The sequence below is a fragment of the Streptococcus sp. 263_SSPC genome (assembly GCF_001071995.1).
In the GTDB taxonomy this organism is placed as follows: domain Bacteria; phylum Bacillota; class Bacilli; order Lactobacillales; family Aerococcaceae; genus Granulicatella.
In genome coordinates this window covers 1-12,248 of record NZ_JVNU01000033.1, presented here as the reverse complement: position 1 = coordinate 12,248, position 12,248 = coordinate 1, and the positions used below count along the sequence as shown (strand labels likewise).

The window sequence follows — 12,248 nt, the reverse complement described above, 5'->3', positions numbered from 1 at the left end:
AAAAGAGGGGCGATGTTCACCCCTCCACTTGTTTTCGTGATTCTTAGCCTGCCGCTGTATATTCAGGTTTACCATTAGACATGATGTCAAATGATAGTGGTGCGGCTGCTGTACTGTCACCAGACATGAAGTCTTTGATGTTGATGACCGCTTCTTTGAAGACTAATTTGGATCCGTCTGGGAATGTCCATTGGAAATCTTTTTCAGCATCACGACCATTTTTTAGTGCGATAGCAGCGATTGCATCGTTACCAGTATCACCGATGTGTCGTTTGCCCGATACTGAGATTGTGACTGATTTAGCTGTCATCAAGCGGCGTTTCCATCCTTTATGTTCGAATGGAGACCATTCTTCGACACCATTGTCAAATGATACCGAAAAGCTTTCTAATTCTTTGATTTCTGTCCAAGTTGGAGCGTCTTTCGTTCCTGTGTTCACTTGGAATTGGTTTTCATAGACTGGGAATACCCCTGTTCTTTTTTCTGCCATTTTTATTCCTCACTTTCTTGTTCTAATCTGTAATAGATATCTAATTCGATGACACGTTCATACACGTTATTGTCATCAGTTCCCACATCAATGGGCTCGTTCGATAAGAGTCGAATCATTTGGATTGGAGTATCACCAATCACCACGTTCTCAGCCTTTAGGATTTGGTTGAAGAGGTAGTTCGCTCGCTTTTCTGTTTCGTTCGCATTTTGATTGTGATGAATCAAGATGCTGACCGATTTCACATCATAACTTGCCAAATTCCTCCCACCAATTGCGATTCGTGGTTCGACATTCGTCTTGCGTTGATAGACTCCAATGCTATACATTTTCTTATTATCGAGTTTCCCGATGTAGTAATTTTGAGCTGCGTGATAGGATTCCAACCAATCTCGCACTTCTGCCAATGTTATCATCTTCACACCCCCGATATTTTCTTGTATAAAGCAGCATAAGCCTTCTTGATGTCTTCTCTCTTCGAACCTTCAACCCAATCATCCATCCACTTGCCTCGAGCGTGTGGATTCGTGCTCGTGTTGAAGTTGTATTCGGGATGAAAGTACAATCTTCTTGCGTAGGGCGTTGAGTGTGTCAAAGATACTCGACCACCACTCGAACCCGAGTAATCAACTGAGAACGCCTCGCCTTGCAATGTACCGTCTCTAAACGGGACCACTTGGGCGTTGACTATCTCGGTGTGTAAAAACTCTCCAGTTTGTTCCAACGCTTGAATTTGAGCCTTCTTGAGCCTTCCAATGACTCCGAAGTCGAACTTCACTCGACTATTTGCATGAATCATCGTCCATCACTCCAATCCGAGATACGTATAATTCACAGAACCGTCCGGATTTCGTGATTTTCGTGTGTCAGCAATCTTTCGCTCTACTCCATGGATGATTACACTCCCGCCACTTAAAGTCGCTAAATTGGGGGCAATATCGCCATTAAACAACGCCGACCCCGTGAGCTTCACAATTTTTTGTTGATCCGTGAGCACGGTCACGACTTTGTCTTGATAGTTACAAAACAAATCGGCTTCAAATTCCTTGATAGGTTCGCCATCCTTCGACACGCCCTCGCTTTGCACCACCACATAGATTGGAGTCTTGCAAAATTGTGGAAGAACTAAACTTGGAAAATGCATCAAATCACCTTCCTTGTTAGTCCACTTTGATTCAACAATTCGAATGTGCTTCGCTTCATTGCGATTCCATTCATTGTGACTACATTCCAAGAATCACCAAAATTCATCGACACTCCATTGATGGAATACGATGAAAGAGCTGTCTCGATTAAGTCTTTGTTTTCAATCATGAAGTCAGCCATTTGGCAACACACCTCACGAATCACCGATTGTTGGAATGGAGTGAGATTATCAAACCCCATTCCAACGATTCGGTTGAATGTTAGTGTGTCGATATGCTGACTTGCTGTCTTCAAGATGCGATTGAGTTGTTCTGGAGTATGAATTCCAAGGTATTCGTTCTTGTAGAACGTTTCATCAGCATATATCATGGCTATTTACCTTTACCCTTCGAAGTCAACTCCGCAATTTCAGCTTTTAATTTTTCGATTTCTTCAAGAGCTGCGTTGTAAACCGCACCACTCACAGAAGCTTTCACACCACGAGCGTGGAGTTCGTGTTCGCTGTTGTAGATGTCAAAGCCTTGTTTTCGATAGTATTCAACCTCTAATTCCGAGATTGTATACACTTTGTTCTCTCTCTCTGCTGTATACATTCAAATACCTCCTAGATTAGATTACGCTTGAGCGTTGATGAAGATACCATTCGCACGATTCTTCACTAAAAATGCATCCATGTAGAAGCGTGATTGTAGTAAGTAGTTGTCAGCTGTGCGTGAGTCTGAACCCGGTTCAAATACGTTGATGTAAGAGTATTTGTCACGAGCAATGACAGCTGTTGGGTGAACTAGGATGAAGTTGATTTGTTTAGCATCAGCAGCAGGAACGCATCCTTCTGTGAAGTTGAATTTTGATTTCAAGCGAGCAGATTGAACCACAATGATTTTCACATCGTCTAAGTCGTGAACTGTACGCTTGATAGAGCCTTCACCTGTTACGCCCATCACACGTTGGATGTCTTTGGCTTCTTTGAATAATTTGTTCACTTTTGGAGTAACGTATAATAGACGACCAGCAGCAGGAACGCCAGCTTCATCCATTTTTTCCATTGCTTCATCAAATTGAACCAAGATGTTTTCAGCTGTTAAAGCTTCATTTGAGATTGTTGCCCCGTTTGAAGCGAATGTTTCAGCTTCTTTGTAAAGTTTAGAGTATACATAGCTATCTTTTTCAGGAATCGCTTGTTCTTCTTCTAATGTGCTTTGAACGTTTCCAATTGAAACGACTTTGTTTGTTTCGTCAACATCCATCGGATCGATGACGAATTCAACTGAACGGTCATGTTCTAATTTCTTCGGTTCCCAATCGTTCGTGATTGTTCCTGTGTTGAATCCTAATGAGCCACGAGTGTGGTCTTTGTAACCTGATAGTGTGATGCTTGGTAATTTGATTGTTTGAGCATCCATGAATTTTACTTGTTTGTTAGATTGGAATAAATCATAAGATGTTAATTCCTTAGCGTATTTTTGCTCGATGATTGGAGCGAATTGTTCTGCGTATTTTAAAACCATATTATTTTCCTCTTTTCTGTTTTAATTATTTGAAGACCCCAAATGCTTTCATTAAGTCGTCATTCGTTGTCGATTGTTTTGCTGCCCCCGTGGATCCGACTTGTGTGAATCCTGTTGGTGCTGTTGCTTCTGGTTTAAAAGCTGGAACGTCTTCCAACACTTTTGCAATCACAGCCTCGTAGTCTTCATTCTTAGAATCCAACGTGAGATTGGTTGAGTCTGCCAACTTCAAAACGTATGGCAACACGTTCGAGCCAACTCCTTGCTTGATTGCCGCAAGTTGTAAGTTGCTCTCAATTCTTGTTTGAAGGGCTTGAGCTTGAGCCACTCGAAGCTCTTCTTGAAGGTTTGCCACATCAGGTTGGGCGGAGGCTTTTTGACTTTTAAAGCTTGAGATTGCTTGTGCCATCTCTTCCCCTGTCAAGCCTTGGTTCTTGAAGTAGTTCTTCAAGACCGTGTCCTCAGCGACCTTTTGCTTGCCTTCCACGATGCTCGCAATCTTCTCATAATCAATCTCTGGAGTACTCTGAGCGGGATTGTTTGAGCTTGCTTGCGGATCCTGTGTTGTTGATGCCCCAGCGTTTGCCGATTCATCAAAGAAAAATAGTTTGCGTTTGAACATTTTCATGTCCCTCCTTCTCAGTTTTTAGGGTGTCTCCCTGTATTCAGTTTTGTGCTCAGGTGTCTCCTCGTAGTTTCAAGTCTTCGGACATACCAAAAAGAGCCACCCTCCGGATGGGTGACTCTCAATGGATTTATTTATTTAATTTTTGGGTACAAAAAAAGCACCTAACTACTTGTTAGATGCTTGATTTTTATTGTATTCAAGATTTCTTTTCCTTAATTCTTTCAAAAATACATTTGTTTCTTCTCTAGATGTCAAATCAATATTTATTCTAATTTTCATCAATTGTTCATCAGACATTTTTGAGAAATCCAACATTTCAACATCTGGAATTCCTTTTACTAAAGACATCTTTTTCACTCCTTTATTTAATCACACGTAATATTATTTTTAGAATTTCTTCGTAATCATCTTCAATAACACTTGATTCTTTCAATTCAAATATTGTTCCTCTTCCCATTATAAGTTCACTTTCTTGCACATTCAATGTCAAATAAGCATTTGACCCTTTTGGGATTTCAATATCCAATTGCACTCTTCTATTAGAAAAAACATTCATGTTTGGATTGACACTAATCGAAGAATAACCAAGCTCTTCATATTTGTGCCCTATTATTGAATTTAAAGCATCAGAAACATCTTGAATACTATCGTAAGTTTTTGGGATGTCCGCATTCTTAATGAAATTAGAGACCCAATCAAGATTTACTTTTCTAAAGCCTTTAATGTTGTACGGTGTTTTGTTAGATTTGATGACTTCATCTAATGTTTTAGAAGTTATTAAATCCACTTCTCTCAAAAGATTTGGTTCTTTGTTTCTGAAAGCTCTGTTAATATCGAACGAATTACCTGTCGCAATATATCCCGTATCTCTTGTTGAATTTGCATAGATTTTTTCTACTTGCGATTTGTTAATTTTACCAAATTTTTTCAACGCTTCGGAATAATCTTCTTCTAAGTAATTATATTCTTCTTTTGCGTATTTTTCAACATTTTCAAGTTCTAACCCATGAGATTCTTCAAACGATTTAAGTTCTTCTCGATATCCCTTCGCCTTATCTCGCCACTCAGTAGCACGAGCACGATATGTCTCTTGGTTCTCAACATCAAGACTGTTCTTTGCTAGTCGATTGTAGCTCTTCGCTTGTCGTTTAGCGTGATTGAGCTTGTTCTCAATGAGCTGTCGTTCCTTGATGACGGGCTTCTCTTCATAGTACCTCGATTCGGGCTTCGAGCTGATGCCTTCGAAATAGGTCGAATGTTTATCCTTGCAATTAGGATGATACAAGCCAGCCGCCATCGCTGAGCTCATGAGTGGATACGGTCCGTCTTTAGAACTTCCACCACTCCACACATCATCGATGAGCACCTTACCCTCGAATGGCATACACAATGGACACGCATTGAATCGCTTGTTCAATATGACGGTCGATACGCCCCATTCTTGTCGCTTCTGACCTTCGCCCATCAAATAGGCTCGTTTGCTTGCTGTTCTCACAGCCATGTCAGCATACGACACGATGTTGTGTACCGCACCGTTCGAGTACGTGATGCAATTGATTCCTTTTTTTAGAAAGTCGCTTGTTGCCATGTCCACAGCCTTCTCATAGGTAAGGGCTCCCGAACTTGCTGCGACTTGTGATTGGAAGATGATTTTGCGATATTGGTCGTTCGCATATCTTAGCACAGCGGTTTGGGCTGTCTTCATGTCATGCTCGACCGCATTCATCAACGCATCCAATCGCTTCTGATTCGTTTGGAAGAATCCAGCACTTAGACCACGTTCACGCTTTAGAACGTAGCCTTTCTCTAGTGTTTTCAAAATGTTGAGCTCCTCATCGCTTGCACCTTGCAATGATGCCTCAGCGATGGTCTCTCTGATTTTCTTATTCATCGACTTAAATTCAAGACCGTACTTCTTAGCAGCCTCTTGTTTGAATCGATGAAGTTCTTCGAGTTGAATTGCCTGCCATTGAGTCCATTCGATACCAAGCTCAGTTTCTTCCGCTTTGTGTTTTTTGAGATTCCTCGTCATGGACTCGAGCAATTCGTTCTCGATCCGTTCAAATGCTCGACTAACATCATAAACCATTCGAATACACCTTGAATCCTTTCAATCGATATTCTCGAACCATCTTCTTGAGTTGAGTTCTCGATGTCGGTTTCAAATTCATCATCTCAATCTGACCGTCTTTCTCGACCGCATAGATTCCGAATGGACAATACTCCTTACTCATGTTGAGAAGTGCTTTCGCTTGATCCGTTCTCATTTGGTAGTTCTTGTTCATGATTCTCACTAGCAAGTTCATCACCTCTTTCAACGCTGAATCCATCCAAGTCCGTGTTGACATAAGGCTCATCGACCTCGCTGATGCCTTGCTCAGACTTCAAGCGGATAACTTCTTCGGACTTCCATTGTTCGTCCTTAGAATCGCCATAGAGCTCATCCACAGAGGCTTCGATGGACATGATGCCACTTGTTTTCGCTTTCGATACGGTCTCAACTTGAGACTCGAATGAAGGGTTCGCATATTCCCCAAAAGGAACGTTCACCGCAATTTCCTCGATAGGTCTACGATTCAACACGTTGAAGCTATTGATTGTCATCGATACTAATTGAGGAATGAACTCTTGCAATGCTTCCACAATCGTGTTGCGTGTGTATAGAGTCGTCTTCTCTTTCTCACGTTGTGCCTCAGCATTGTCAAGCTTCTTCACATCAATCCCAATCGTAGAAGGGCTCACGATACCTTGCAACGCCAAATCAAGAGCGGTGATGTAGGTTGCCAAATAGCTCTCGTGAGGGATGTTTGCTTGTTGCAATGTAATCTCATTGCTTGCTCCTTCGGCTCTGTCAGATGCTATCTTGATGAATCGATTATCGAATGCGTTCGGCTTCATGAATGTTCCTGTTCGTGGGTCCCGTGGGAGCAACGATTCGGGAATATATTCTTTTGTTCGTCCACTTCGGAGAGCATCCATCCATTGAGACCATGACTCATCCAACGCATCGAATGTGTCCGTCTTTCTGTCGAAGATGGATTCGCCTCGACCTCGTTCCACATCAGATTCAAAGATGCTAAATGGTACGCATAGAATCAAATGCTTGTCGAACGTGAAATCGTTGATGTCTTGTGTGTATTCAGTCGAATGAATATCCAATTCAGCATCACCACGATAGAGCTTGTTCGTTACATATCCAAATCCATAGTGTTCCTCGAGTGTATATGTTTGCTTGTTCTCATCGAATCGAGTGGTGAAGACGACCTCATGCAATCGTCCACGCTTGTTCTTGATTTGGATCCGCTCACCACTTACCCATTCAATGATTGGATATTGTGAGACCGTAGAATCAAACGAGATTCTGAATGCTCCATCGCCAATCACAAGAGCATCTTTCACCGCTTCTTTCAGTTGTTTCTTAAAGTCGTTATCTTGTGCGATATCCTCCCACAAATCTTCATGCTTGGAGTCTTCAAATTCCAAATCATTCATGTCATAGAGCACCGCATCTCTCAAGACCTTCACGATGATTCCCGGTAAGCCCGTGTGAATCTTTCTAATCTCTTGCCCCGGAGTTGAATGTGCACCCCAGAAGCTCAATCGTGTCGTTGATAGTTGAGAGTAAAGTTGTTGCAACTCGTAGGACTTGCCACGATACCAAATTCGATTCTTAGCAGCATTGTCCCCGAATGTCATCTCTTCATTGATGACAATCGCACTCGGTTGAGCTTTCTCAATTCTCAAAAAGCTCCTCATTCCATTTCTAATCATATTCACCAACCCCATCGTCTTCTATTTCTCCTCTCTGTTCTCCAATCATTCGCTTGTAAGGTAGCCACGCATATTGATTCGCATTGATTGTGTGGTCGTTCTTGTCTTCGGGTGCTTCTTTCGTTTCTTGCCACGAATAAGCATTCATCTCTTTGATGTGCTCCACACAATCTTCAACGACTAAATAGAATCCTCGAGCAATCCAACCAATTTGAAGGTTGATTCTGTCGATGATTTTTGTTTTCTTATAAGCGTTTATAAAATTGTATATTGTTCCATATTGCCTTTTGTATTTGTTTAATTCTGTGATTGTCGCTTGGTCTGCCGAATCGATAAACGCATCTCGACAAAAACCCCATTCTTTTGAATTTTTATCAAGGAATGCGATGAACATCTCAACCGTGTCCGATGGAGCGATTGGCGTGTCTAAGTCCGCATTGTTAAAAACTTTCTCACTCAATGTAACCAAATGCCCGTCATCCGTAATGCCTTGGAATATCATCGCAATCGTATCAGGGCTCTTAGATGAGTAAGCTGTATCGAGCCCAGCTGAGAACATTACATAATTGAATTTCTTCGCTTGAGCTTTCGTGATTACGTTCTTCTTACTGTCGAAGTTAGGGAAGACGAGACCAGTCGCACGACCTCTAAGTCCAAGTATCTTGTTCTTGTACATCTTAGTTCCAAGAGGTACTGAATCGATTTTCTTTTGAATGTCCTTATCGCTCAAAGATTTGTTATCTTTAAACGTAAAGAACCAATATCTCCATTTTGGATTGTGTCGTTCTTTCAAGTCGGACATAATCTCACGAGGAACATCCTTCTCGTACTTCTTGTAAGGACGAGACCTGTTGATGAATTCCTTGTACACAGGAAGGTCGGGATTGTCGGGGTTGAGTGTAGCCATCAGATAGTCGTTACGAGCTGAGACTTCACGAACGAATTCGATGTTCGCTGTGTTGACCTCATCGATGTACACACACCCATATTGCCCCCCAAGAGCAAGTTGCCATTTCTCTTTCGTGTCGTATCCAAGAATGTAGATGATTTTGTCTTCGAATTTGATGTGGGGAATCTTGTAGTCCTTATCCCCATTACCAAAATAAAAAGCATCCCGATGGATGTCGAGGATGCCATTGTCTTGATTTATTAAGTTTTTCTCAGCAACACCGACCGTCTTCGCTGCGATGATGTGAAACTTCTTCTTGCTCCTTGAGACCATACGCATGAACTTGACACCAAGCCCCACCGTGGTCTTTCCAGCGGCTGTCGTGCCCTCAAGGAAGTCCGCATCTACATTGTCAACCGTGTTGCAAAAATCGATGTATTTTTGAGAGAGTGGGAAGCTATTCATCGAGCCCACTTCCTCCTAATTGGTTCACGATGTCATCGAATTTCGGTTTCGATTCAATCTGAGCATTGATGTCTACACGATCCGTGAACGTTCCATATCGCTTGCCTAGAAGCTCCGCCGCTCGTGTTCTTGATTGTACGTTCGGGACTGCTTGGATAACCTTTTGAGTTCCTTCACCATCCAACACCAAAAGAGGCTCGGTCTTCTCACCACGCATCACGCTTGTCAAATATTGAAGGACTTCTTCCTGTGTTGCAATCTTCTCAGATTCGAGTTTTGCAAGTCGCACATCGATGTAGTTTTTTATTCCTACATTTTCCAACAATTTATGACTTTGAGATTTTGCATATTTTTCAGAATAACCAGCTTCCACCGCTGATTTATAAAGATTCCCTGTGATGATGTACTCATCCGCAAATCGTTGTTGTTTCAATGTCATTTTCGTCACTTTCCATCACCTCATTTCTATATTTAAACGATAACAAAAAACCTCGGGAGTGGAGACCCGAGGTAAAAATAATTTTAGGAGTTTTCACATTATGACAAGATGATACCGTTTCTTACACCTTTTCACAATATCAATATATCACTTTTAAAGTGGGACAACAACGCTTTTTTGTCCCTTTTTAAATTTCCCCTAATTTTTCAAGCAATATACTACAAGCTCTATCACACGCACGCATAATCACGTTCTTATTTGTAAAATGCTTTTGAGCAAGAGAGCGATAGTCATATACATCATCAAAATAGTATTCTGTGACAAATTCTCTTTGTTTCTCATCGAGCTCTTCGAGAGTTTCTTCCACACATCGCTTCCAAAAGAGACGATTCTGAATATATTTGTCACTCTCGAATCGAATGAGCTCGTTTTCCGCTGCTTTCGAATTCGTTCCCTTAGCACGGATCCACGCATTCACATCTTCTTCCTTATGGCATAACATATCGAATTTTCTCGATGTGATTTCTTTGTCATAATATGGATACTCTCTGAATCGAATCTCAGCGATTTTCTTATCTTTCATTCAACCCCTCCATTTCAAGAATTTGATTGAAGATGCTCTTCACTAGACTAATCGGGATATTCGAACGATTGTTGTATCCATTTACGTTTTTAAACACCGCCGCACTTGGTTTGTTTCCTGTTTTCAAATCCAACCTTACATTCGACTTGAATTTCGTAGGTTTTTGAAGATGATAATCGTCATACTGATTATAATGCACCAGGTTGTCATACGGGATTTTGAATCCGAGAATTCTGTCGATATATTCCCATATTCTTGAACGTTCTGGATTCTCAATGACATAATACTTCGGATTGTATCGTTTAATAATTTGAATCAAATTGAAAGCACATAGTTCACCATTGATTCGCTTCACAATTTGTCTTTCGGGAATATAAGTATATTTTTCATACTCGTGATAGTCTCGAATAGTAAATGGACTGAGTGGTGTTTGTGGGTCGAATAAGCAATCGTCTGCCCGTTCTTGTTTCCAACAAGCGTTCCCTTTGTCCATAGACGATGCTACACTCCACGATTCGCATGGTGGACTAGCAATAATTAAATCGGGTTTAGGTAATCTATCTAGCGTGTCGTACATTTTATTATCACCGAACAGATACGAATAATCTGCTAGGTTTAAATGGATAAAATGACTATTTTTATTTTCAATATCCAATCCCACAGAATAGATTGTCATCTTTTGCCCCCCCTCATTCAGCTCTCGGACTCCTTGAGCATAGCAGCCATTGCCACTATCAAACAATGCCCAAACAATCATCGCATCAACTCCTCGAGTTTATCGACTTGAAATCCCGTCCAAGCTTTTTTTGGGTCGTTAAATTCATCATCAATCACAACCACTGGAAGTGAGCCGTAACCATAGTGCTTCAAGAGTTCAAACGCTCCAGGATTCGCTTCGATGTCTACATTTTCAAACTCAATCTTGTTTTGTTTCAACCACATCTTCGTCATCTCACATTGGATGCAATTTGGTTTAGAATAAACTGTTAACATCAAAATCCTCCTTATCGACAGATAAACCTATCAAACTGTTTAAGCTAAAAATCGCCCTTTTCTTTTTACCATCCTCTACGTCCACATAATTAAATGTAACAAGGCTTGTCACATATGATTCTTGTTCTAAATCAGTCACATTTTCAAATATTAGTGATTTTCCATTTTCTAAATATAAAGTAAGTTCCATTTATTATTACTCCTCTTCTTCAAAACAATACGGGTATTCTTCTCTTTCTATTTCCATACCTACTCTCACACCAGCTAAGTAATCATCAATTTGTTCAGAGGTCCATTTGCCACTCAATCCAATAAAATGAAATATTTCTTTTATTTCATAATCGCTTAATGACTCAGTACCTCTATTAATCATTTCTTTGAATTCTGATTTTTTCATCAAATCACCTTCTTTAAATCGAAAATTCGTTGTAATACTTCATCTCTGATTTTTTCATTCAATCCACCGATAACATCATTTGTAATCGGTGTGCTGTAATCGATATCCCAATTACCATCTTCATTAAATCTTAATACTGCAATTTCAATTCCAATTCCAAAGTACACGTAATTGAATTTAATTACACTTGCACCGTAGCCATTAGGAAACTTGTAAATCGTTTGTGGATAACCTAAATAATTTTGTTCTTTGATATATTTTTTGAATTGTTCGCTGTAAGTTAAATCCATCATTCCACCTCCACAAACAGTTCTTTTATTTCATCGCCGAACAAGTCAATAGCACGTTCGGCATCTTCTTCATTTTTGAAGTATCCGAAATTATAGAAATAATCACCCAAAGTTACGCAATCTACTTTAATGCGGTTTTCTACAATTGAACAAAATAAATAATATTTATCTTGTTTAAAATCTTTCCAATCAGGTTTCCATCTATCATTACATTTATCTCTGAATATTCTAAAAAGATGCATCAATCTTCTTTTTTTAGCTTCTAAAATTGCTTCTTGCTCAGTATGAAAAATATGTCCTTGATAAAAACAAGAATCAATCCATGCGCTTTTGTCCCAACGAGCTTGTTGATTGTTTCCATAGGCATCGACGAACCAAAATACTTCGCCTTCCTGAAACGTGCTCTCTGCATATTCTAGAAGTTCAATCTTCATATTCAGTTTCTCTTGTTTATTTTTAAGTGTTTCTATTGTTTCCATTACTATTCACCCTCTTAAGTCGCACTCATTAGTCCACATTGTTCGAGCGGTTTATCTAATCTCCGAGCTGCATTCTTGAGCTTATCGCTTTCTTTTAAAGTAATAGTTTCCACTGCCTTCAACGATGCTTCAAAACCTAGCAAGAAAGCAAATCGTTCATTGTAGCTCAT

21 protein-coding genes are annotated in these 12,248 nt (G+C 40.3%); all 21 read right to left on the bottom strand.

The genetic code is table 11. The annotated features are described in order from the left end of the window. Positions 1-43: 43 nt before the first annotated feature. The 21 genes from ADH02_RS05345 to ADH02_RS05250 all read right to left on the bottom strand — a co-directional run bounded on the left by ADH02_RS05345 (position 44) and on the right by ADH02_RS05250 (position 12,078). On the bottom strand, positions 44-490 hold the full coding sequence (locus tag ADH02_RS05345; RefSeq protein ID WP_048783189.1) for a phage tail tube protein: 447 nt from the start codon (positions 488-490) through the stop codon (positions 44-46). A 2-nt stretch (positions 491-492) separates the two neighbouring features. Next, positions 493-906 carry a phage tail terminator protein gene (locus ADH02_RS05340; protein ID WP_048783188.1) on the bottom strand — a complete coding sequence of 138 codons (414 nt, stop codon included), beginning with the start codon at positions 904-906 and terminating at the stop codon, positions 493-495. Positions 907-908: 2 nt separating this feature from the next. Then, positions 909-1,289, bottom strand: a complete 381-nt coding sequence (locus ADH02_RS05335) for a hypothetical protein (protein WP_048783187.1) — start codon at positions 1,287-1,289, stop codon at positions 909-911. 6 nt (positions 1,290-1,295) lie between these two features. Further along, the gene (locus ADH02_RS05330) at positions 1,296-1,634 is read right to left on the bottom strand and encodes a hypothetical protein (protein WP_048783185.1); all 339 of its coding nucleotides are present in this window, start codon (positions 1,632-1,634) and stop codon (positions 1,296-1,298) included. Then, positions 1,634-2,005: a hypothetical protein gene (locus ADH02_RS05325; RefSeq protein WP_048783182.1), complete on the bottom strand. Its 372-nt coding sequence runs from the start codon at positions 2,003-2,005 to the stop codon at positions 1,634-1,636. Before ADH02_RS05325 ends, ADH02_RS05330 begins: the two co-directional genes overlap by 1 nt. Before the next feature lie 2 nt (positions 2,006-2,007). Further along, positions 2,008-2,229: a hypothetical protein gene (locus ADH02_RS05320; RefSeq protein ID WP_048783180.1), complete on the bottom strand. Its 222-nt coding sequence runs from the start codon at positions 2,227-2,229 to the stop codon at positions 2,008-2,010. Between the two features lie 21 nt (positions 2,230-2,250). Then, on the bottom strand, positions 2,251-3,144 hold the full coding sequence (locus tag ADH02_RS05315) for a hypothetical protein (protein WP_048783178.1): 894 nt from the start codon (positions 3,142-3,144) through the stop codon (positions 2,251-2,253). A gap of 25 nt (positions 3,145-3,169) precedes the next feature. Then, positions 3,170-3,766 carry a hypothetical protein gene (locus ADH02_RS05310; RefSeq protein ID WP_048783176.1) on the bottom strand — a complete coding sequence of 199 codons (597 nt, stop codon included), beginning with the start codon at positions 3,764-3,766 and terminating at the stop codon, positions 3,170-3,172. A 171-nt stretch (positions 3,767-3,937) separates the two neighbouring features. Then, a complete protein-coding gene (locus tag ADH02_RS05305; RefSeq protein WP_048783173.1) occupies positions 3,938-4,120 on the bottom strand; it encodes a hypothetical protein in 183 nt (60 codons plus the stop codon). Positions 4,121-4,133: 13 nt separating this feature from the next. Then, positions 4,134-5,861, bottom strand: a complete 1,728-nt coding sequence (locus ADH02_RS05300; protein ID WP_053091401.1) for a phage minor capsid protein — start codon at positions 5,859-5,861, stop codon at positions 4,134-4,136. Continuing rightward, positions 5,851-6,006, bottom strand: coding sequence for a hypothetical protein (locus tag ADH02_RS09535; protein ID WP_160312864.1), 156 nt, complete (start codon positions 6,004-6,006; stop codon positions 5,851-5,853). Before ADH02_RS09535 ends, ADH02_RS05300 begins: the two co-directional genes overlap by 11 nt. Then, a complete protein-coding gene (locus ADH02_RS05295; protein ID WP_239681743.1) occupies positions 5,999-7,516 on the bottom strand; it encodes a phage portal protein in 1,518 nt (505 codons plus the stop codon). The genes ADH02_RS09535 and ADH02_RS05295 overlap by 8 nt, the downstream gene beginning before the upstream one ends. Before the next feature lie 19 nt (positions 7,517-7,535). Then, positions 7,536-8,897: a terminase gene (locus ADH02_RS05290; protein WP_053091403.1), complete on the bottom strand. Its 1,362-nt coding sequence runs from the start codon at positions 8,895-8,897 to the stop codon at positions 7,536-7,538. Then, entirely contained in the window at positions 8,890-9,336 is a 447-nt protein-coding gene (locus ADH02_RS05285) for a terminase small subunit (protein WP_082161718.1), read from the bottom strand. The genes ADH02_RS05290 and ADH02_RS05285 overlap by 8 nt, the downstream gene beginning before the upstream one ends. Positions 9,337-9,523: 187 nt before the next feature. Further along, entirely contained in the window at positions 9,524-9,919 is a 396-nt protein-coding gene (locus tag ADH02_RS05280) for a hypothetical protein (protein ID WP_048783168.1), read from the bottom strand. Beyond that, the gene (locus tag ADH02_RS05275) at positions 9,909-10,676 is read right to left on the bottom strand and encodes a DNA methyltransferase (protein ID WP_048783167.1); all 768 of its coding nucleotides are present in this window, start codon (positions 10,674-10,676) and stop codon (positions 9,909-9,911) included. The genes ADH02_RS05280 and ADH02_RS05275 overlap by 11 nt, the downstream gene beginning before the upstream one ends. After that, positions 10,673-10,912, bottom strand: coding sequence for a glutaredoxin family protein (locus ADH02_RS05270; RefSeq protein WP_048783157.1), 240 nt, complete (start codon positions 10,910-10,912; stop codon positions 10,673-10,675). Before ADH02_RS05270 ends, ADH02_RS05275 begins: the two co-directional genes overlap by 4 nt. After that, positions 10,893-11,102 carry a hypothetical protein gene (locus ADH02_RS05265; RefSeq protein ID WP_048783155.1) on the bottom strand — a complete coding sequence of 70 codons (210 nt, stop codon included), beginning with the start codon at positions 11,100-11,102 and terminating at the stop codon, positions 10,893-10,895. Before ADH02_RS05265 ends, ADH02_RS05270 begins: the two co-directional genes overlap by 20 nt. Before the next feature lie 6 nt (positions 11,103-11,108). After that, positions 11,109-11,309 carry a hypothetical protein gene (locus tag ADH02_RS05260; RefSeq protein ID WP_048783153.1) on the bottom strand — a complete coding sequence of 67 codons (201 nt, stop codon included), beginning with the start codon at positions 11,307-11,309 and terminating at the stop codon, positions 11,109-11,111. After that, entirely contained in the window at positions 11,309-11,599 is a 291-nt protein-coding gene (locus ADH02_RS05255) for a hypothetical protein (protein WP_048783151.1), read from the bottom strand. The genes ADH02_RS05260 and ADH02_RS05255 overlap by 1 nt, the downstream gene beginning before the upstream one ends. Then, positions 11,599-12,078, bottom strand: coding sequence for a hypothetical protein (locus tag ADH02_RS05250; RefSeq protein WP_048783148.1), 480 nt, complete (start codon positions 12,076-12,078; stop codon positions 11,599-11,601). The genes ADH02_RS05255 and ADH02_RS05250 overlap by 1 nt, the downstream gene beginning before the upstream one ends. Between the last annotated feature and the right edge of the window lie 170 nt (positions 12,079-12,248).